The 20,137-nt window shown below is 57.1% G+C and carries 22 protein-coding genes; 10 read left to right on the top strand and 12 right to left on the bottom strand.

From position 1 onward, the window contains the following. Positions 1-77: 77 nt before the first annotated feature. From queC to QZ869_RS18760, 4 genes are all read left to right on the top strand, one after another. Positions 78-788, top strand: a complete 711-nt coding sequence (queC, locus tag QZ869_RS18775) for a 7-cyano-7-deazaguanine synthase QueC (RefSeq protein ID WP_296080484.1) — start codon at positions 78-80, stop codon at positions 786-788. Continuing rightward, the gene (gene queD / locus QZ869_RS18770; protein WP_296106543.1) at positions 788-1,156 is read left to right on the top strand and encodes a 6-carboxytetrahydropterin synthase QueD; all 369 of its coding nucleotides are present in this window, start codon (positions 788-790) and stop codon (positions 1,154-1,156) included. Before queC ends, queD begins: the two co-directional genes overlap by 1 nt. Continuing rightward, entirely contained in the window at positions 1,153-1,902 is a 750-nt protein-coding gene (queE, locus tag QZ869_RS18765) for a 7-carboxy-7-deazaguanine synthase QueE (RefSeq protein WP_296106612.1), read from the top strand. Before queD ends, queE begins: the two co-directional genes overlap by 4 nt. Before the next feature lie 201 nt (positions 1,903-2,103). Further along, the gene (locus tag QZ869_RS18760; RefSeq protein WP_296041668.1) at positions 2,104-2,295 is read left to right on the top strand and encodes a hypothetical protein; all 192 of its coding nucleotides are present in this window, start codon (positions 2,104-2,106) and stop codon (positions 2,293-2,295) included. 309 nt (positions 2,296-2,604) lie between these two features. Here QZ869_RS18760 and QZ869_RS18755 read toward each other — a convergent pair whose 3' ends face one another. Next, positions 2,605-3,159, bottom strand: a complete 555-nt coding sequence (locus tag QZ869_RS18755) for a DNA-3-methyladenine glycosylase (RefSeq protein WP_296106539.1) — start codon at positions 3,157-3,159, stop codon at positions 2,605-2,607. Between the two features lie 101 nt (positions 3,160-3,260). On the opposite strand from QZ869_RS18755, the gene QZ869_RS18750 reads away from it, so the two are divergent. The 3 genes from QZ869_RS18750 to QZ869_RS18740 all read left to right on the top strand — a co-directional run bounded on the left by QZ869_RS18750 (position 3,261) and on the right by QZ869_RS18740 (position 6,019). After that, entirely contained in the window at positions 3,261-4,040 is a 780-nt protein-coding gene (locus QZ869_RS18750; protein ID WP_296106535.1) for an SDR family NAD(P)-dependent oxidoreductase, read from the top strand. 207 nt (positions 4,041-4,247) lie between these two features. After that, positions 4,248-5,252: a murein L,D-transpeptidase family protein gene (locus QZ869_RS18745; RefSeq protein ID WP_296017632.1), complete on the top strand. Its 1,005-nt coding sequence runs from the start codon at positions 4,248-4,250 to the stop codon at positions 5,250-5,252. A 20-nt stretch (positions 5,253-5,272) separates the two neighbouring features. Further along, positions 5,273-6,019 carry a L,D-transpeptidase gene (locus tag QZ869_RS18740; protein WP_296106534.1) on the top strand — a complete coding sequence of 249 codons (747 nt, stop codon included), beginning with the start codon at positions 5,273-5,275 and terminating at the stop codon, positions 6,017-6,019. Positions 6,020-6,205: 186 nt separating this feature from the next. Here the strand turns inward: QZ869_RS18740 and QZ869_RS18735 are convergent, their stop codons facing one another. Genes QZ869_RS18735 through QZ869_RS18725 form a run of 3 tightly spaced genes read right to left on the bottom strand, consistent with a single transcriptional unit; the run spans position 6,206 to position 9,136 of the window. Beyond that, positions 6,206-7,234 (bottom strand): response regulator, encoded by a 1,029-nt coding sequence (locus tag QZ869_RS18735; protein WP_296106531.1) that lies wholly within the window; start codon positions 7,232-7,234, stop codon positions 6,206-6,208. A 13-nt stretch (positions 7,235-7,247) separates the two neighbouring features. Further along, complete coding sequence (locus QZ869_RS18730; protein ID WP_296017480.1) at positions 7,248-7,685, bottom strand: response regulator; 438 nt, start codon at positions 7,683-7,685, stop codon at positions 7,248-7,250. Beyond that, positions 7,682-9,136: a CHASE3 domain-containing protein gene (locus QZ869_RS18725; RefSeq protein WP_296106609.1), complete on the bottom strand. Its 1,455-nt coding sequence runs from the start codon at positions 9,134-9,136 to the stop codon at positions 7,682-7,684. The genes QZ869_RS18730 and QZ869_RS18725 overlap by 4 nt, the downstream gene beginning before the upstream one ends. A 257-nt stretch (positions 9,137-9,393) precedes the next feature. On the opposite strand from QZ869_RS18725, the gene QZ869_RS18720 reads away from it, so the two are divergent. Next, positions 9,394-9,702 (top strand): hypothetical protein, encoded by a 309-nt coding sequence (locus QZ869_RS18720; protein ID WP_296017478.1) that lies wholly within the window; start codon positions 9,394-9,396, stop codon positions 9,700-9,702. A gap of 55 nt (positions 9,703-9,757) precedes the next feature. After that, positions 9,758-10,948 (top strand): low temperature requirement protein A, encoded by a 1,191-nt coding sequence (locus tag QZ869_RS18715; protein ID WP_296106528.1) that lies wholly within the window; start codon positions 9,758-9,760, stop codon positions 10,946-10,948. An 18-nt stretch (positions 10,949-10,966) separates the two neighbouring features. Here the strand turns inward: QZ869_RS18715 and QZ869_RS18710 are convergent, their stop codons facing one another. The 5 genes from QZ869_RS18710 to QZ869_RS18690 all read right to left on the bottom strand — a co-directional run bounded on the left by QZ869_RS18710 (position 10,967) and on the right by QZ869_RS18690 (position 16,539). Next, positions 10,967-12,103: a PLP-dependent cysteine synthase family protein gene (locus tag QZ869_RS18710; RefSeq protein WP_296039694.1), complete on the bottom strand. Its 1,137-nt coding sequence runs from the start codon at positions 12,101-12,103 to the stop codon at positions 10,967-10,969. Positions 12,104-12,359: 256 nt separating this feature from the next. Then, entirely contained in the window at positions 12,360-13,112 is a 753-nt protein-coding gene (locus QZ869_RS18705) for an ABC transporter ATP-binding protein (RefSeq protein WP_296106525.1), read from the bottom strand. After that, positions 13,106-14,170, bottom strand: a complete 1,065-nt coding sequence (locus tag QZ869_RS18700; protein ID WP_296017469.1) for an iron ABC transporter permease — start codon at positions 14,168-14,170, stop codon at positions 13,106-13,108. Before QZ869_RS18700 ends, QZ869_RS18705 begins: the two co-directional genes overlap by 7 nt. Before the next feature lies 1 nt (position 14,171). Next, positions 14,172-15,308 (bottom strand): ABC transporter substrate-binding protein, encoded by a 1,137-nt coding sequence (locus tag QZ869_RS18695; RefSeq protein WP_296106522.1) that lies wholly within the window; start codon positions 15,306-15,308, stop codon positions 14,172-14,174. A gap of 97 nt (positions 15,309-15,405) precedes the next feature. Beyond that, positions 15,406-16,539, bottom strand: a complete 1,134-nt coding sequence (locus QZ869_RS18690) for an ABC transporter substrate-binding protein (protein WP_296106519.1) — start codon at positions 16,537-16,539, stop codon at positions 15,406-15,408. 108 nt (positions 16,540-16,647) lie between these two features. Between QZ869_RS18690 and QZ869_RS18685 the strand changes: the two genes are divergently transcribed. Next, positions 16,648-17,457, top strand: coding sequence for a class I SAM-dependent methyltransferase (locus tag QZ869_RS18685; protein WP_296106516.1), 810 nt, complete (start codon positions 16,648-16,650; stop codon positions 17,455-17,457). 38 nt (positions 17,458-17,495) lie between these two features. Here QZ869_RS18685 and QZ869_RS18680 read toward each other — a convergent pair whose 3' ends face one another. The 3 genes from QZ869_RS18680 to QZ869_RS18670 are packed head-to-tail and all read right to left on the bottom strand — an operon-like array spanning position 17,496 to position 20,123. Beyond that, on the bottom strand, positions 17,496-18,341 hold the full coding sequence (locus QZ869_RS18680) for a dipeptide ABC transporter ATP-binding protein (RefSeq protein ID WP_296017461.1): 846 nt from the start codon (positions 18,339-18,341) through the stop codon (positions 17,496-17,498). Further along, positions 18,338-19,204, bottom strand: coding sequence for an ABC transporter ATP-binding protein (locus QZ869_RS18675; RefSeq protein WP_113260869.1), 867 nt, complete (start codon positions 19,202-19,204; stop codon positions 18,338-18,340). Before QZ869_RS18675 ends, QZ869_RS18680 begins: the two co-directional genes overlap by 4 nt. Before the next feature lies 1 nt (position 19,205). Beyond that, positions 19,206-20,123 carry an ABC transporter permease subunit gene (locus QZ869_RS18670; protein WP_296017457.1) on the bottom strand — a complete coding sequence of 306 codons (918 nt, stop codon included), beginning with the start codon at positions 20,121-20,123 and terminating at the stop codon, positions 19,206-19,208. Positions 20,124-20,137 lie beyond the last annotated feature (14 nt).

The following is a 20,137-nucleotide window of genomic DNA, read 5'->3' as shown; positions in this document are numbered from 1 at the left end:
AACTCTTATTCTTTGCTCTAAAAGCCCCTTCGTAATCCGGTCGCAGCCCACCCGGTCAAAACAAGGGATCCCAACTTATGAAAACCATCGTCATCTGCTCCGGCGGATTGGACTCCATTTCGCTTGCGCACAGAATTGCAGCGGAACACGAACTTCTCGCTCTTCTCTCTTTCGATTATGGCCAGCGTCACAGGAAAGAAGTCGATTTTGCCGCTGCTTGCGCGGTCCGTCTCGGCGTGCCGCACCATATCATCGATATCCGCACCATCGGAGAACATCTCACAGGTTCGGCCTTGACCGACGATGTGGACGTGCCGGACGGTCATTATGCGGAAAAAACCATGCGCTCTACCGTTGTGCCGAACCGTAACGCGATCATGCTCACCATTGCATTCGGTCTGGCCGCTGCCCAGCAGGCAGATGCCGTGGCAATCGCCGTACACGGCGGCGACCATTTCATCTATCCAGATTGCCGCCCCGGCTTCATCGACAGCTTCAACGTCATGCAGCGCCACGCGTTGGAGGGTTATGCCGAGGTGGAGCTTTACGCGCCCTATGTGAATGTGACCAAGGCGGATATCGTCACAGATGGGGCAAAACATAAAACGCCTTTTGAGCAGACATGGTCCTGCTATAAGGGCGGCACACGCCACTGTGGCCGCTGTGGCACCTGCGTGGAGCGTCGCGAAGCTTTCCATCTAGCCGGGGTGAGCGATCCCACCGATTACGAAGACCCGGATTTCTGGATTGCCGCCACCAGTGCCTATGCGGCGCAGGAGGTGCGCTGATGTTTCGCATCACCAAGGAGTTTCATTTTTCGGCTTCGCATCAGTTGAAAACGCTACCTGCCGATCACCAATGCGCCCGTCTGCACGGCCATAATTATATCGTCGAAGTCGAGCTTTCAGGAGAAACACTAAACGAACATGGGTTCGTTCGTGACTATCACGAGCTTGCGCCCCTCAAACGCTACATCGACGATTGCTTCGATCACCGTCACCTCAACGAAGTGCTCGGCCATGATATGGTGACAGCGGAACGGCTCGCACAACATTTCTACGACTGGTGCAAGGAACGGCTCCCGGAGACGAGTGCCGTGCGCGTCAGCGAGACGGCCAAGACATGGGCGGAATACCGTCCACCGGCCCAGCCATGACTGCGCCGGAAGCGCAACTGCGCGAGCAGCCCATTCGCATCAGTGAAATCTTCGGCCCTACCATTCAGGGGGAGGGGCCGCTGATCGGCCTGCCGACGGTCTTCGTGCGGACCGGTGGGTGCGATTATCGCTGCGCTTGGTGCGATACGCTTCATGCGGTCGACAGCGCCTATCGGGAAGACTGGAAGCCGCTTTATGTTGAGCAGATCTGGGCGCAGGTCGAAACGCTGTCCGGCGGCAAGCCGATTACTGTTTCGCTGTCCGGCGGTAATCCGGCGATCCAGCCACTTGCGGCGTTGATCCAAAAAGGAAAGTCGAAAGGCTATCGCTTTGCGCTGGAAACCCAAGGCAGCCTTTCCAAGGACTGGTTTGCCGAGTTGGATCACCTCGTGCTCAGCCCCAAGCCGCCGTCGAGCGGAATGGACACCGACTGGCAGGCGCTTGAAACCTGTCTCAAGGCGGCCGGTGGCGCGCCTCGCGTTGCACTGAAAGTCGTTGTTTTTGACGATGCCGACTACGCCTTTGCTCGGCAGGCTTCCGCGCGTTTCCCCACCCTTCCCGTCTATCTGCAGCCCGGAAATCATACGCCTCCACCACCCGATGACGACGAGGCGAGGGTGGATCTCGACGGCATCATGGATCGGATGCTTTGGCTGGTCGACAAGGTGACATCGGAACGCTGGTTCGAAGCGCGTGTGCTGCCCCAACTTCACGTTATGCTGTGGGGTAACCGGCGAGGGGTGTAGGATAGCCCGAGCCGTGAAGACATACCATACGGCGTCGGGTCTGCTCAAACTCGTGCGCTCGATAAGAAGTGTCGCATTCGTATAAGGATTCATCAAAATAATGTGTGTTAAAGTTGGGCGGTAACGAACATAGTCGGCGCCACGAGGAGGAACGTAGCGCCGGGTAATGCGTTAGAAAGAAACTTCGAATGGGAGGAAGCCATGTTCGATTTTCTAAAGCCTGCTCATACCATTCTCGACACTGACGAGGAAACCGGCACTTACGCTGACGCCTTGCTGCAGGTGCCGGATTTACAGCTGACGCACGCAGCGCACGAATATGGCCATGACGCCCATACGCGGGATTATGGCGACCAGCGCGAAGTGGCACGCAGTTCGCTTGGCTACGCGTAATCACGACACAGTAGGCAACCTTCTCACTATCCCGGCGTTATAGTTTAACGAACCGCGGGCACGCTGATCAGATAACAGGATCGTTTCGGCGACGATCGCGGACCGGGCGACGAAGTCAAAAATCAGATTGCCCGCATAGATTGGGAGAAGAAAAACAGTGGGTATCGTTCCGACCGAACCAAATCCGGTATCGCCTCCCTTGCCACCCCAGCCTGAAACGCCGCCGATCAAAGAGCCAGAGCCTGATCGCTTGCCCGACGAGGCGCCGGATCCCAATCCTGATGAGAATGACGACCCACCGATGATGGTCTAGCGCAAGCGCTTAAATGGCTTGCTGAGGCAGTCTGAACCTTTCAGGCCAAATCGCCACTGCGCTTCGGTCGCCTTACTGATGCCAATGCGCGCGCCGACCAAGACATCAGCCACGGACTGGCGATCTCGCAGCAGGAAGGGTTCTTGTAGAACCGAAACTCCATCCAGATTGCCAGTGATCCCCAGCGCTTGGCAAAGCTTTCCTGGTCCAGAGCATAAAGCTTTCGTGGCTGCAGTTCCGCGTCGCAACGCCATGAGGTCAAGGCCGGTTTGAGGGTCGAGAGCCCGTATCAGCACAGCGGAGCCAGAAAGACAGACTATGTTCGCGCACCAGTGAATGCCGTAGGACCGGTAGACATAAAGATGTGCTGGCGGTCCGAACATGGCGCGATTGCGTGCGGTGGGGCCATTGAAGCTGTGGGACGCCGGATCGTCCGACCGATAGGCTTCTGTCTCGACGATGATCCCGCCCGTATTGTGGAGCCGGAACTCCATGCCGATCATCGCCTTGGCAACGGTAACGGCGTCCCTCGAAAAAAAGTCCTTGTTCATCTGGACATGTTGGCGCGTTGTGTCTTTCGGAACAACCGTTTTTCTAAGCAGTTTGTGGAGGGCGCGGTTAAAAGATCGCGTTGCAGCACAGGGGAGATCTTATGATGAAAGGAAAAGTCGCGCTCGTGACCGGCGCCGGATCAGGTATCGGAAAAGCAGCCGCGATTGCGCTTGCCAAAGAGGGCTATGCGATAGGCGCGCTCGGCCGCACGGCGAGTGAACTCGACGAACTTGTGGCGGAAGTTAAAAGCCAGGGTGGTACCGCAAAAGCGCTCATTGCCGATGTTGCAGATCCGTACGACATGGCGCACGCAATCGATCAACTGACGGAGACCTTCAGCCGCCTGGATGTTGTTGTTGCCAATGCCGGCATCAACGGCGTATGGGCCCCGATTGAGGATCTGACGCCTGAGGAATGGGATAATACCATCACGGTCAATCTTCGCGGAACCTACCTTACCCTCAACAAGAGCGTGCCACATCTTAAAGCCGCTGGCGGCGGATCGATCATCATCGTCTCGTCCATCAACGGAACGCGCACCTTTACCTCCCCCGGTGCCACTGCCTATTCGGCTACAAAGGCTGGCCAGCTTGCGATGGCCCAGCAGCTGGCGCTCGAACTGGGGCAATACAAGATCCGAGTGAACGCAATTTGCCCAGGGGCCATCGAAACCAAAATCGATGACAACACCGATATTCGCAGTTCGCGCGAGACCGCTGTCCCGGTTGAATGGCCGGAGGGGGACATTCCTATTACGGGTGGAAAGGCCGGTTTAAGTGAGGATGTGGCTGACCTGGTGGTCTTTCTGGCCGGCGACAAATCGCGTCACATCACCGGCACGCCGGTCTGGATCGATGGCGGACAAGGGTTGCTTCGCTAGCCGGATTGCCGCACACGGTTTCTCACGTGTTTGTGTGTCTATGATTAACGAACTCGTAACGCAAATTCACGACTCTTTGTGCAAGCGGGTGGTTGCCGTCATGTGGTCACCTTCTTTAGTTACGCAATAGCGGCAGAGAGACGGGCAAGACATTCCATGGGCACTTCGGCAAAATCGGGTTTCGCACCAACGAAGCTTCGAGACATCATGATTGCTTCGGCACGTGCCGCGGCCGTCGTAGCACTGTGCGCGTCGCTCGCTGCCTGTACGTCTATGGGTTTTGACAGCGCGTCGAAAGAGCCGCCGAAGCTGTCCTCCAAAGTTGCAGCTGCCATGTCCGCGAAGGGCATGAAACCGGAAAGCCCGGTTCTTGTGCGCATATTCAAGCAGGAAAGCGAACTGGAAGTCTGGAAAGTCGACAAAACCGGCAACTACGCTCTGTTCAAGACCTATCCCATGTGCCGCTGGTCCGGCAAGCTCGGACCCAAGACGAAGAGCGGAGACAGACAGGCGCCGGAGGGCTTCTATCACGTGTCTTCCAGCATGCTGAATCCGAACTCTCAATACTACGTCTCGTTCAACCTCGGTTATCCGAACAGGCTCGAATCTGCGCTTGGCTATACCGGCGAAGCACTCATGGTGCATGGTGCGTGTTCTTCGTCCGGCTGCTATGCGATGACGGATGCGCAGGTAGGTGAAATCTATGCGATCGTCGAACGGGCATTGAAGGGCGGTCAGGACCGTTTCCAAGTGCAGGCCTATCCTTTCCGTATGACGGCGAAAAACATGGCCGCCTACAAGAATGACCCGAACTTTGCCTTCTGGCGGACCCTGAAGGATGGCTATGATTACTTCGAGGTCACCCGTCGCCAACCGAAAGTGTCAGTCTGCGGTCGCCGTTATGTCTTCAATGCGGAGTTTGCCAATGGAGAACCGAGCGATCCGCTGGCCGCGTGCCCGCCTGCCATCAATCAACCCGAGGCGCAGGTGGCAGCACGTCTGAGTGCCGAGAAGCAGAAGCTCGACGTTGCAATGGCTGAAGGAACTTCAAGCGCTCTGAACGCTTATGTGGATGGCGGAATGCATCCGAGTTTCCGTGCTCTTCTGAAAAGCAGCGGACCCAAGGATATGGCAGGGCGCGTATCCGGCACAAAGTACCCGATAAGCCGCCCGGACGCGGCGCTCGCAGACCCGTTTTCGGGAACGCGATGACCAGTTGATGAGGATCTGGATTGAATAAGCATGACACGACACGCCGGAGTTTCCTGTTCGGCACCGGCGGACTGGCGCTGACGGCATTGGCCGGCTGTACCACAACACCACGCGAAACAGCGGAGGTCCGCCCAAGGGTTGATCCCTATTACGCCGAAGTCTACGGACCGAAACCTGAGGAGCAATTTCCGCTTCCGGCTATCCCTTACCAGAAGATCGACCCGCGCTTTTACCGTCAGATGGTGGAAAACCCGACTGGCGAACGGCCCGGTACGATCGTGGTCGATACGGCGAACCATTTTCTTTATCTGACATATGAAAACAATCAGGCCATGCGCTACGGCGTCGGTCTTGGGCGCGCCGGGTTCGAATGGTCGGGCAGGGGCGTCATACAGTACAAGCGCCAATGGCCGCGCTGGACACCGCCTGACGAGATGATTGCACGTCAGCCCGAGCTTCAGCCCTATAGCGCCGCCAATGGCGGCATGGCACCGGGTTTGATGAACCCGCTGGGCGCGCGTGCGCTCTATATCTTTAAGGACGGTCGTGATACGATCTATCGCCTCCACGGTTCGCCTGAATGGTGGACGATCGGCAAATCCGTCTCGTCCGGTTGCGTGCGCTTGATGAACCAGGATATTGTCGACCTCTATAATCGCGTGCCGGACGGCACGCCGATCGTTGTCACATCGTTGGCGCCTCCCTCGCAAATGATGGCGGGTACGCCTGCAACGCAAGTCGTTGCTGGCCTGCCGGGCACATACTGAAGCGTTCGCTCTTAATGGAGACGCGCCCGAAAGCGTCGCTCGGAAGGTCGGGATCGATTGTAGGAAAATACGATGCTTAGATCTAAGGACGCTGGGCGCCGCGCGGCCAGTGTCCTCAGTTTATCGCATGTCGTGATTGCAGCGAACGTCTGCCCAATCTGCGTGAACTGAAAACGCATCGCCGATTCAGACGTGTGTCGCGTCCCACTCTACGCAGATGCGCGTTCCCGTTTGCGGCTGCACACTGCTCTGTTCGACTGTCGCCTTGAGGCTTCGGGCCATGGCGGATATCAGCTTGGTGCCGAGACCGGTGCCTTGCGGCGTAGGCGCGCTTCCCATGCCCACGCCATCGTCTTCGACTGTCAATTGCAGCTTTCCGTCCCGGCTTCTCAGCGCAATGCGAATATCTCCGCTTCCGGAGGGATAGGCGTATTTGAGAGAGTTGGTGGCGAGCTCGGTGACGATCACACCAAGCGCCACCGCCTGATCGGGTGCGGCGCTGATCGTCTCCATATCCGTGGTGATGCGGATACGCTCTTCATCGGGACCGGACTTGGCAAGCTCGCTGATGATCGAAGAGAGATAGGCATCGAGATCGACGACACCCATATTGTCGGCGGTATAAAGGCTGCGGTGAACGCCTGCTATGGCGGAAATGCGGTTTTGCGTTTCCGATAGCACAGTGCGCGCCTCTTCGCTGGAGGCCGCGTTCATCTGCATGCGTATCATCGCGGAAACCAGCGAAAGGCTGTTGGCGATGCGGTGGTTCATCTCCTTCGCCATCAGTTCGGCGCGCTCCTTGGCACGCACCAGAAGACGCTCTGCCTCCTCCTTTTCCTTACGAAGCTGGAAGTTTGCGCAGACCTGCTCGATCGACGTCAGCAGCAGGGGGAAGAAATCGTCTGTGACAGTCTTGATCACATAATCGGCAGCGCCGGCTTTCAAGGCATCAATGGCGATTTGCGCCTCGCTCGCACCCGTTACGTAGAGAACGGGCGTGTCGCGTGTCCGCTCCCCAATCGCCTTGAGGAATTGAAGACCTGTTCCGTTTTGAAAGTAGTGATCCAGAACGACGGCGTCGAAGCGGGCCGCATTGAACTTTTCCAGCCCGATGGCGACCGACGGCGCATGTTCGACGTCAACGCCGTGTCGGCGCAGCACGCGGGTGGCGAGCCTGGCAACTGCTGGATCGTCATCGACATAAAGTATATGCACCGCCGTTACGCCTTCATGGGACCTGTATGACCGAGAAGAAGAGGCCGAGGTTTCTGATTGCTGTTGCAAAGCCTTCGTAATCGACCGGCTTGGTGATGTAGACATTCGCACCCAGATCGTAGCACTTCTGGATTTCGGTCTCGTCGTCCGTTGTCGTCAAAACCACGACAGGCAGACGCTTCGTGTGTTCGTTGCTCTTGATCTGCTCCAAGATCCGGATCCCCGACATATCGGGAAGATTGAGGTCCAGCAGAACCAGCAGGTATCGGTCCTTGCTGACGAGACCGTCACGCTCCGGTCCAAGAATATAGTCGAGCGCCTTGTTGCCCAATGTGAAGGGGACGATGTCGTTGTTGACGCCTGCGCGTCTTACATTCTTCTCGATCAGGCGGGCATGTCCCTCATCGTCTTCGATCATGACGATCGTGACTTCCTGTCCTGTTATTTTCATATCTCGTTACCTCGTGTGATTTTCCGCAGATCCGTTGGTAAAGTCAGCTGAAAGGTGCTTCCCTTGCCAAGTTCCGAGGTGACGGTAATGTCTCCACCTAAATTTCTTATTAGCGAACGCACATGTGCGAGTCCAATACCCTCGCCTTGTTGATCCTGGTCGCCGGCGCGTCTAAAGAGTTCAAACACCCGTTCGAGATCATCCTCTGCGATCCCGCGTCCATTATCGCAGATATCGACCCGAACTAGGCCACGTCCTTGCGGCAAGATGCGCGCCGAAAGTTGAAGTGGACGGCCTTTCATCTGGTACTTTACGGCATTGTCAAAGAGGTTGCCAAGAATCTGGTCGAGCGAAATCCTATCACTGATCACAGTGAATGGCTGTACGTTCACGTCGATCTCACCATCCACAGCAGAAACCTGGTGCTGAACGCTTGCAGCCGCTGTTGCCAGCAGCTCCTTCAGGTCGACTTTCTCCGCCTGCAATTTGCGACGGCCGTCGCGTGAGATCTTTAGGATGGCATTGATCAGTTGGTCCATCTTGCGGGTGGACGAACGAATGAAGCCTATCGCTTCCGGCAGATCTTCTTCAACGGCAAGTCGGGCTTCCTTGATCTCGCTGTCTTGAAGCGTTGCACCATTGGCAAGGACGTAGCGCTCGATTGGTTTGAGCGAGGCCTCGAATTCCGAGAGGAATCCCATAATATTGACGAGTGGCGCACGCAGGTCGTGGGTCACGATATAGGCGAAGCGCTGGATTTCCTGATTAGCCCTGATCAGGTCTCTTGTTCTTTCGTTGACGCGCTCTTCAAGGCCGCGGTTGAGCGAATCGACCTCCTCGCGCGAGCGCATCAATTCGCTCACATATTTCGCGATTAGGAAAAGCGCACCGCCCACCACCGCGACGATTGCGATTGCACCGCCGACCGTCACCCAGCGAAGGTTGTAGGCCGCGTTGAGCTGTTCGGAAACGATCGTGCGCAGCCGGTCATCCGTAATGTCCTGAAAATAATCCAGTGTTTGACGGATTTCCCGCATATATATGAGGCCGCTATCGGCCCGCACGATGTCAATCGCTTCATCCGTGCGTCCCGCATTGACGAGGTCGATCGTACGCCCGATTTCGTTGAGCTTGGCTATGAGCGCGGCTTGCAGCCCCGGAAGTTTTGCAGCGTAGGCAGGCTTGTTCTGAATGGCTGCTACCAAGCGCGCGCGTTTGTCCGCAAGCGTTTCGGCAGCATCGCTATATGGCGCCAGATATTCTTCCCTTCGCGTCAGAAGATAACCGCGCTGTCCCGTCTCTGCGTCCTGGATCGTGGTCAACAGATCCAGGATGGCCGAGCGCGTCCGCCGGAGATCGACGATCTCATGTGAATAGCTGTCGTTCTTCTGCACAAGCCAAAGAGACGCGCCGACCATCCCGATCAGCAGCGCAATTCCAAGCCCCAGCATGACGAGCGTTCGCCTGACGAAAGGAGATAGCTTGACCAATGACGTCCCCAGATCCCGATATGTAACTTTGCAAGGCATGTCGCAATGTTCGGTTGAACTGGACCTAGGCCTATGCCTTTGCTTATGCAAGTTTCTGTCCGCTTTCCAGAGCTTGAGTACGCTTTCGCACAAATGACTAGGCATGACGCAACGGCGGTGGAACCATATTTCCCTGATTTATGTTGTTCGTGCAAAGCAAGATAGAGCTGGAGAAGAAGATGAAACGGTCCGCTGTAGGCGCCGCTGCGCTATTCCTATTGTCAACGACGACCGCTGTGCTAGCGCAGACCTACGAAGTCAGCAGCGTTATTCCGTCAAAAAAGCCGTCGCTGGCGACGGTTACGAGGCAGGCCATGGAAGATGTGCGGCCTCACTATATCGTCGATGTTGCGGGAAAGCGCGTTCGATTGATAGGTCCACGTTTCTATCCAGACAACTCCAGCGACGTGGAATTGATGGGGCGTAACCAGGCCTTGGAGCGGGAAGCTGGGCATCCTGACATGTCCTTCGCGACCGCGGCACGTTAGTTTAAACGATCGCTTGCCGCCAGGTCGGTAAAGCATTTACACCGGGGAGCCAGTATTGGCAAAAAATGCGGGTAGGGGTTGGATCAGGCCAGACGGCGACGAGTCGCAGAAGGCCACGTTCCCGGAGCTATTTTTTGACCTTGTTTTCGTCTTTGCGCTGATCCAGCTTTCGGCCACCCTGGCAAAGGATTTCGGCCCGACCGCGCTTTACGAGGCGGCGATCCTCATCCTTGCCCTGTGGTGGCTTTGGGTTCACACCACGTGGCTGACCAATCTGTTGAACACAGACAAGGGCCCGGTCAGGATGTTCCTGTTCGGGCTAATGTTTGCGGGTGTCCTTTTGGCGATTGCGCTGCCGAAGGCATTTGAGAGCCAGGGCCTTATCTTTGCTTCTATCTACACGGCGATGCAGCTGTCTCGCTCGCTCTTCGGGCTCTATGTCTTCCGCGGGGTCGATCACGGAAATTCCAAGACATTCGGTAGGATGACAGTCTGGCTGGTGGTGTCCAGCCTCCTCTGGATCGCCGGCGGTTTCCAAGACGATCTAACTATTCGCTTGATCCTGTGGACCGTGGCCATTGCCATAGAATATGCTGGACCTTTAGCGCGCTATCATGTTCCCGGGTTGCGGGCTCAAGACGACGAGCAACTTCTTCTTTCGGGAGAGCATCTGGCGGAGCGGTGCGCGCTCTTCGTCATTATCTGCCTTGGCGAAACCATTTTGACCACAGGGAAAACAGCGACGGAATACATGAATTCGAACCTGACGTTCATTGTATTCTGTGCTGCCTTTTTAAGTACGGTCGTGATGTGGTGGATATATTTTCACCATGGCCAAGAGGAAGTATCGGATAAGGCCGAAGAGGCCGAGGAGGCCGCAGAGCCGGAAACGATCGCGCAAAATCTCTTCAACTACGGCCACCTGCCAATTGTTGCCGGAATCATTCTGACGGCAGTTGGAGAGGATTTCAGCCTTTCCCACAGTCACGATGCGTCGACGTTGCGGGAATCGCTTGCCATCATGGGCGGGCCCATCCTTTTTCTGATCGGCAATATCGGCGTGAAGGTTGCATCGTCCTTCGTGAGGCCGATTTCGCACTTCGCAGGGATCGTTGTGCTGGCCGCACTTCTCTTCGTGCCGGGCGTACCGCTCTATGGATTGCAGATCGTCAGTGCCGCTGTCCTGCTTATGGTTGCGATCTGGGAGTATGTGGCACTTCGCCGGCATGCCGCATCCGTGGGATAGTTGCAGCGCGGCGCAGCTCTATGCCGTCTCGACGCTTACATCGAAGTTGCGGAAGTCGCCACTGTCGATGAAGGCTTCCACCATGGCCTTGTAAGGCGCGATGTCGATCTTGTTCTCAGCTAGCCAGTCTTGATTATAATAGGTCGCTGCGTAGCGGTCACCGCTGTCGCAGATGAGCGAAACCAGCGAACCTTCACGCCCCTCCTTCATCATCGCCGCAGCGATCCAGCAGACGCCGAAGAAGTTTGTGCCAGTTGAGCCGCCCACACGCCTGAAAAGTCGCTCCGACAGCACATGCATAGCAGCGATCGATGCAGCGTCTGGTATCTTGATCATGTGGTCGATGACACCGGGAATGAAAGACGGTTCCACGCGTGGGCGTCCCACGCCTTCGATGCGTGACGGCGTCGAGCAGGTGACGTTGCGATCCCCAGACATATAAGACTGGTAAAACGCCGAGTGCTCCACATCCACCACGCAGAGCCGGGTTGGAAGATTGCGATAGCGAATGTAGCGGCCGATGGTGGCAGAGGTGCCCCCTGTGCCGGCATTCATCACCACCCATGATGGTTGTGGATGCTCTTCGCTCTGCATCTGGTCGAAGATGGATTCGGCGATGTTGTTGTTGCCGCGCCAATCGGTTGCGCGCTCGGCATAAGTGAACTGGTCGAGGTAATGACCATTCGCTTCCGCAGCCAGTCTCTCTGCCTCGGTGTAAACTTCGGCGGGGCTGTCGACAAAATGACAGCGGCCACCGAAGCGCCCGATGGCTTCGACCTTCTGGCGGCTGGTGGAGTGCGGCATGACGGCGATAAAGGGCAGGTCGAGAAGATGTGCGAAATAGGCCTCGCTGACAGCGGTCGAACCGGACGACGCCTCCACCAGCGTGGTTCCCTGCCGGATCTTGCCGTTGCAGATGCCATAAAGGAACAGCGAGCGCGCGAGGCGATGCTTCAGACTGCCGGTCGGGTGCGTCGACTCGTCTTTCAGATAGATCGATATGCCGCGCAGACCATTGAAAACGGGTTTAACGAGGTGGGTATCTGCCGAGCGGCGACCATCACCCTGAAGTATGCCGATGGCGCGTCGGGCCCATTCGCGGTCTTCGCATGCAGGCAGTGGCGTGATTGGCGGCGTGGAAAGGCACTCATGCATGACGCTCGAACTCCATCTGCATCAGCAAGTTTGCTGCTAATGATGCATTATTCAAATATTTTGCCGAACCGTCATTATCCATAAAAATATGCTCCCACAAGTGTATATTGAAGAAGAATGTTCCATGGAATCGTCCTATATTAGAATGGTGCTTTTGCAAAGTGGGACGTTGTCAACGTCATGGACCGCAACGCAAAAAAATTAGCGCCGTGTGGTTTGACCGGCTCTACCAGAGCTATTAGTAAACGCGGTGGCGTCAGGCCGTACCATCTACCAGAACGAAGGGCTGTCCCCTCGAGCATGTTTCGATGCGCGCATCCACCCGATAAATATCGCGCAGCATTGCAGGCGTGATGACATCTTCGGTCATGCCGCTCACCACCATCTGGCCGCCTGCAATCACCAGCGTGTTTTCACAGTAGCGCAGAGCGTGGTTCAGATCGTGAAGCGCAATCAACACGATCATGCCTTGGCGGCGAGCAAGGCCTGAGATGAAGTCCAGCACTTCCACTTGCCGATGAAGGTCGAGCGCTGAGGTCGGTTCATCCATCAATAGGACTTCCGGCTTGCGCACCAGTGCCTGCGCTAAAGAAACGAGCTGACGCTGACCACCGGACAGTTCGCCAAGTCCGCGGAAGGACAGGTTGTCGATGTTGAGCGCCTTCAGGATCGCGTCGATCTCGGCAAGTTCGTCGTCGCGAACTTTCCAGCCGCTTCCCTGCTTGGCAGAAAGCAGGATGGATTCGTAAACCGTGAGCACCGCATTGGCACCAGTGTCCTGGGGCATGTAGCAGATGGTCTTCGGCCCTTGCTCCGTTTGCGACAGCGTCACCACGCCGGGGCCGGAGATCAGGCTGGCAATCCGCTTGAAGAGCGTGGATTTTCCTGCTGCATTCGGGCCGATGACGGCAGTGACGCTTCCGGCTTTCAGCAGGTCCATGGTGACGTTGGAAAGAACTGTCGTGCGGCCATACTTTGCGCCGACATCCTGAAGAGCCAAGGCTACCATGCGCGTCTCCTGTTGGAAAAGATCAGGATGAAGAAGAAGGGAACGCCGACAAGGGCGGTAATAACGCCGATCGGCAGAACAGCACCTGGGATCAGCATCTTGCTGACGACCGAGGTGACCGACAGCAGCAGCGCGCCGCAGATGACGGAGCCGGGCAGGAAGAAGCGCTGATCTTCTCCGACAACCATGCGGGCAATATGCGGGCCGACCAGACCGACGAAGCCGATCGTGCCGACGAAGGACACTGGTATGGCGGCCAGCAGGCTTACCGTCAGCATGGTCTGGAGGCGCAGACGGCGGACATTGACGCCCATGCTGGCCGCCTTGTCGTCGCCGAGCCTGAGCGCCGTCAAAGCCCAAGCGTTCTTCATGAACAATGGAACGGTGAGCACAAGAATAGCCGCCGTGACATAAACCTTCGCCCACGTCGCTTTGGTCAGGCTCCCCATGGTCCAGAAGACGACGGCTGCCAGCGCTTGTTCGGATGCCAGATATTCCAGCAGTGACAAGGCGGCATTGAAGGTGAAGACCAGGGCGATGCCGAGAAGCACGATAGTTTCGACGCTGACACCGCGCATGGTCGAGGCGAAGTGGATGAAAAGCGCTGCCAGCATGGCCATGAGGAAGGCATTGATCGGCACCATATACTCGACAGCGCCGGGGAAGATCGCGATGCCACCGACGAGTGCCATGGCCGCACCGAAACTTGCCGCGGCCGAGATGCCGAGCGTGAAGGGACTTGCCAAGGGGTTCGACAGGATGGTCTGCATCTGCGCGCCCGCAACGGAGAGAGAAGCGCCGACGGTGACCGCCATCAGGGCAATCGGCATGCGGATATCCCAGATGACGACGCGCAGCTGATTGGCGACGGCAGCTGGATCGAAAATCGCTCCGACCACTTCGGAGAGTGTGTATCGCGCTGGCCCAAGCGCCATATCGGTCGCAATGCTGAGACACAGCGCCAATGTCAGTCCGACCAGGATGAGGATACGGCGACCGGCAAGGGCGCGATATCGATGGCCCCCCGTCTCCACGGACGTCTCGCTGATGGAAGCCATATTAGTTCACGCCTTTTTCGAGGGAGACAAAGTAGCCTGGCTTGTAGGTGACGGGTAGGAATTTCTTGTGGAAGTCATCGAAGTTCTTTTCCGGATCAAGGTCGGAAAAGAGATCCGGGTGGAACCACTTGGCGAATTGCTGGACCGGAACGAACTCATAGGGAGCGCCGTAGAACTGGTGCCAGACGGCGTGCACATTGCCGTCCTTCACTGCCTTCAATTCCGGGAAGGGCGTGCGGGTCATCAGCTTGGCCAGACGTTGCCGCGAAAGCTTCATGTCCGCACCGCGTCCGACTGGAACGAACTGGTTGATGTCGGATTCTGCCGCCCAGTTTGAACCGGTGACAATAATGTGCTCGGGATCGGAAACGACCAGCTGTTCGGGGTTCAGGTCGCCGAAGGTTGTCTTGATCACGTCAGACGCAATGTTGTGGCCTCCAGCCTTTTCGATCATTTCACCGAAATTGACCGGACCGAAGGTGCGGCAGCAGGTGTTTTCTCCGGAAATGCCCGGCGCGCGTTCGATGAAGACGCCTGGGCGTTTCAGGTCCTTGACCGTTGCAAGTCTGTCGGTGACGAGCGCGATCTGCTGGCGGCGATAGGCCATGAAATCGTCGGCCCGCTGCTCGGCACCGAATATCTGTCCAAGGGCGCGAATGGAGGGTTCGGTGTTCTTGTCGGGATCGAGGCGGAAATCGAGATAGACGACCTTGATACCGGCAGCGGCAGCCTTATCCTCGAAACCGCTTTCCTTGGCGCTTTGCTCCGCCTCCAGGTTGAGTGTGATGATATCCGGCGAAAGGGCGATGGCGGCTTCGAGACTGAATTCGCCCTGCGGCAGATAGCCGAAGCGGGGCAAGTCCTTGATCTGCGGGAAACGCTCCACATAGGCCGTGTAGCTGTCGGGATCCTTTTTGATGAGATCGTCACGCCAGCCAACAACCGTATCGAATGTCTTTTCACCCTTGAGGGCAGCCACCACATGAACCTGACGGGCTTCGCCGAGGATAACCCGCTTTGCCGGCAGGTCCATCTCGACGGTGCGACCAGCAGCGTCGATGATCTCAGTCGACCATGCTGGGGATGAAAGTGCGGCAAGGACAATCGTTGCAATGGTGCCAAGCGTTTTGAAAATCATGGGATAACCCTCTTTTAAAAACAGCATGGCGAGCCGGATGGAGGGCCGCCTCGCTTTGCTCAGTTCTGGCCTGGTTTTGGCCATCACGGTACAGATCTTACGTGTCGTCCTTGAGAGACACGAAGTAGCCAGGCTTGTATTCGAGCGGCAGGAAGCGCTCGTGCAGTTCCTTGAACGTCGCTTCAGGATCGAGGTCCTTGAAGAGATCGGGGTGCAGCCACTTTGCGATCTCCTGGATGGCGACAAACTGGTACGGGTTGTTGTAGAACTGGTGCCAGATGGCGTGGACGTTGCCGTTCTCCACCGCGTTGACGCCGATAAAGCCCGGACGTTTTGTCAGATTTTCCAACTTGCGACGTGCTTCCTTTAGATCCGCACCGTAACCGACGCCGACCCAATTGCCGCCGGGCACATAAGCATCCCACTTGCCGCCGGTAATGATGATCTGATCAGGATTGGAGGCGATGATCTGTTCCGGGTTGACCGTGCCGAAGGTGCCGGGGATGATACCCTTGGCCATGTTGATGCCACCGGCGATTTCGACCATCTTGCCGAAGTTTTCGTTGCCGAAGGACATGCAGCAATCATCCGAATAGCCGCCAGCGCGCTCGACGAAGACCACGGGCTTCTTCGGGTTTTCCTTTTCAAGAACGTCGGTCACGCGCTTTATGCTGTCGGAGCGGAACTTGATGAAGTCCTCCGCAACGGCTTCCTTGCCCATCAGCTTGCCCATAAGGCGCATGCTCGGCTCGGTGTTTTCCATCGGCTTCTCACGGAAGTCGACATAGACGAGAGGAATGCCGACCTTGCCGAGCTTCTCGATATAGCCGGCTTCTTCCGTAGCGGTCTTGGCGTCGATGTTCATCAGGATGACGTCAGGCTTCAGCGCAACCGCCTGCTCGATATCGAATGTGCCGTCCTTCATCCCACCGAACTTCGGCAGCTTGGCGATGTCCGGATATTTTGCGAGATAGGCCTCATAGGTTTCCGGGTCGGCCTTCGGCAGATCGTCGCGCCATCCGACGACGTGCTCGAAAGGATTGTTCTTATCCAGAGCGGCGAGAAAATAAATCTGGCGGCCTTCGCCGAGAATGACATGCTTGACTGGCACATTGACCTCGACATCGCGTCCAGTGACGTCTGTGACCGTCACTTTTTCAGCGAAAGCTGGCCATACGCTCGAAACCAGAAGGCCCATTGCAAGAACTGCGGATCTGCCCGTAATGCGCATTGAAATAGCTCTCCAATAAAACTTTTGGCGCTTTATGATTTTATGATTGCATTCGTCAAGTTTTATCTTTTAGAGCAATTCTCAACTGCAATCCTGAGGTTCACCGGCATGGACAGCGCAAATGGCTACGGAAGCAACTTTGGTCTGAAGGACGAGATCAAGGCCTATTGGTCCGCGCGCGCTGCAACCTTCGATCTTTCACCAGGTCATGAGATTTTTTCCGAGGATGAACGCGCTGCCTGGCATCGGCTTGTGTTGAAGCATCTGGGACCGGGTGAGGGCAAGCTGGCGCTCGATCTCGCAAGCGGCACGGGCGTCGTCTCGCATCTGATGGACGACCTCGGCTATCGCGTCACTGGCCTCGACTGGGCAGAACCCATGCTGGAGCGCGCAAAGACGAAAGCGAAGAGCCGTAACCGGGCAATCACTTTCCGCATGGGCGATGCGGAAAACACCATGGAGCCGGACGCGAACTATGATGTGGTGATCAACCGCCATCTGGTCTGGACGCTGGTCGATCCAGAGGCTGCCTTCCGCGAGTGGCTGCGTGTGCTGAAGCCCGGCGGCAAGGTGCTGGTAGTCGATGGTGATTTCGTCAATGTCAGCCGCACCGAGAAGCTTCTGAAAGATCTGGCGAACTGGCTGCAAAAGCGCGGAGTTCTCAAGGCTGAAGCCGTTCATATGCCGCCAGATATGGCGGGCACCCATAACAGCATTCTTTCACGCGTCTATTTTTCCAATGGCGCGCGCGCGGACGCGGTTGCAGCATTGTTGCGTGATGCTGGTTTCGAGGAGGTGAGGATCGACACCGACCTTCGCGACGTCCATAGGAGCCAGGCCAAGAACTGGAATTTCCTGAAGGCTGCGGCCCGCGGAATCCAGCACCGTTACGCGATCTGTGCGCGCAAGCCGGAATAAAAAACCCCGGATCGCTCCGGGGTTTAAGGATCGTCCAATCAGCCGGCCTTCGCCATAGCCTTGGCGGCCACACGGGCGCGGATGGATTCGACATCCGCTTTAGGCGTTGCCGCAAAAAGTGTACGCGTATAGCTGTGCTTCGGGTCGGAAAAAACCTCATCGCGCGTGCCGTGTTCGACGGCTTCACCGAAATACATCACCATCACTTCATCGGCGATATACTTCACCACCGAAAGATCGTGGCTGATGAAGACATAAGTCAAGCCGAACTCGTCCTGCAAGTCGGCGAGCAGGTTGAGAACCTGAGCCTGGACCGAAAGGTCAAGCGCCGAAACCGGCTCGTCCAGCACCAAGAGCTTCGGGTTGAGCATCAAGGCACGCGCAATGGCGATGCGCTGGCGCTGGCCGCCGGAGAACATATGCGGGTAGCGGTTGTAATGCTCTGGGCCGAGACCCACGCGCACCAGCATATCATTCGCCTTTTCGCGACGCTCGGCGGCGGACATGTTGGTGTTGATCAAGAGCGATTCACCCAGCACATCGCCGATCTTCTGGCGCGGGTTCAGCGAACCATAGGGGTTCTGGAACACGATCTGAACCTTCTGGCGCATCTCCGGCGTCAAATGGCCGGGACGTGTGTCCATTTTCTCGCCGTCGATGAAGAGGTCACCCGATGTCGGTTCATCGATAAAGGTCAGCATGCGGGCAAGGGTTGACTTGCCGCAGCCGCTTTCGCCGACAATCGCCAGCGTCTTGCCGGTCTCGAGCTTAAAGGACACGCCCTTGACGGCATGGACCGTCTTGCTCTGCTTCATGAATCCGCCAGGGATATGGTAATCCCGCTTCATGTCGCGGACTTCGAGCATGATTTTGTTGTCACTCATGCCGTTTCTCCCGCAGCGCTTGAGGCTGGTGTCGGCGTACCGTCGAAGAACTGCGACACGGTGGTCAGGCGATCACCCGTCGCATTCTCCGGCAGCGCTGCCAGCAGCGCCTTCGTATAGTTGCTCTTGGGGTTTTCAAACAGAGTGAGCACGTCGGCTTCCTCCATCTTGCGACCCTTGTACTGCACCACAACGCGATCGGCCGTTTCCGCCACCACGCCCATGTCATGGGTGATCATGATGAGGCCCATGCCGGTTTCGGCCTGAAGGCGCATGATCAGATCGAGGATCTGCTTCTGGATCGTGACGTCGAGCGCGGTTGTCGGCTCGTCCGCGATCAAAAGCTTCGGATTGCAGGCAATGGCAATCGCGATCATGACGCGTTGGCACTGGCCACCGGACATCTGGTGCGGATAGTGCTTCAGACGCTCTTCCGGGTCAGGCAGTCCGACGAGCTTGAAGAGTTCGATAGCGCGTGCACGACGCGCTTTCTTGTCGAGACCCATGTGGATGCGCAGAACTTCCTCGATCTGGAAACCGACCGTGAAGCAAGGGTTGAGGCTTGCCACCGGCTCCTGGAAGATCATTGCGACATCCTTGCCGATCAGCTTGCGGCGGTCGGATGGGCTAAGCTTCTGGATGTCTTTGCCCTGAAAGAGCATGCGGTCGGCAGTGATGCGCGCCGTCCAGGGCAACAGACCCATGACAGCCAGCATCGAGACGGACTTGCCGGAGCCGGACTCGCCGACAATGGCAAGTACTTCACCCGGATCGACCGAGATCGACACGCCATCCACGGCGCGGAACCAGCCATTGGCGGTTTCGAACTCGACGGTGAGATTATCGATTTGCAGAAGTGCCATATCAGGACCTCTTCAGTTTCGGGTCGAGCGCATCACGCAGACCGTCGCCCATCAGGTTGATGGCAAGAACGGTGATGAGAATGGCAAGACCGGGGAAGGTAACGACCCACCACGCGCGCAAAATGAACTCGCGCGCTTCGGCAAGCATGGTGCCCCATTCGGGTGCGGGCGGCTGCGCGCCCATGCCGAGGAAGCCTAGAGCCGCCGCATCGAGAATGGCGTTGGAGAAGGAGAGTGTCGCCTGAACGATGAGCGGCGCGGTGCAGTTCGGCAAAATCGTGCGGAACATCAGACGCAGCGGACCGGCACCGGCCAGACGGGAGGCCGTGACGTAATCCTTGGACTTTTCCGCCATGACGGCGGCACGCGTCAGGCGCACGAAGTGCGGCTGAAGAACGAGCGCGATCGCGATCATGCCGTTGGTGAGGCCCGGTCCGAGAATAGCGACCAGAACCAGCGCCAGAAGCAAGGACGGAAAGGCTAGAATAATGTCCATCAAACGCATGATGGCGGTATCAAGCCAACCGCGATAGTAGCCGGCCAGAACGCCTATGACGACGCCGGTGGTCAAGGACAGTGTGGTGACGAACACACCGATGAACAGCGAATACTGTGCGCCATAGATCAGGCGCGACAGGATATCGCGGCCGACGGGGTCGGTGCCTAACAGGTATGTCAGGCGTCCACCTTCAACCCAGGCAGGCGGAAGAAGAACGGCATCGCGATATTGTTGGAATGGCGAATGCGGCGCGATGATCGACGCAAAGACTGCGATGATCACGAGTGCCAGGAAAACATAAAGGCCAATGACGGCACCCTTGTTTTCAGAAAAGTAAAACCAGAATTCCTTCAGCATCTGCTTGCGCATGGCGGAAGAGGAAACCGGTGCTGCGGTTTTGGTAATGGCGGTATCGGCCATGAAACGGTCCTCCT

Origin of the sequence: uncultured Agrobacterium sp. (assembly GCF_913777885.1) — a bacterium.
Taxonomy (GTDB): domain Bacteria; phylum Pseudomonadota; class Alphaproteobacteria; order Rhizobiales; family Rhizobiaceae; genus Agrobacterium.
The sequence above is the reverse complement of the archived record's forward strand: the minus strand, read 5'-3'. Positions and strand labels throughout refer to the sequence as shown.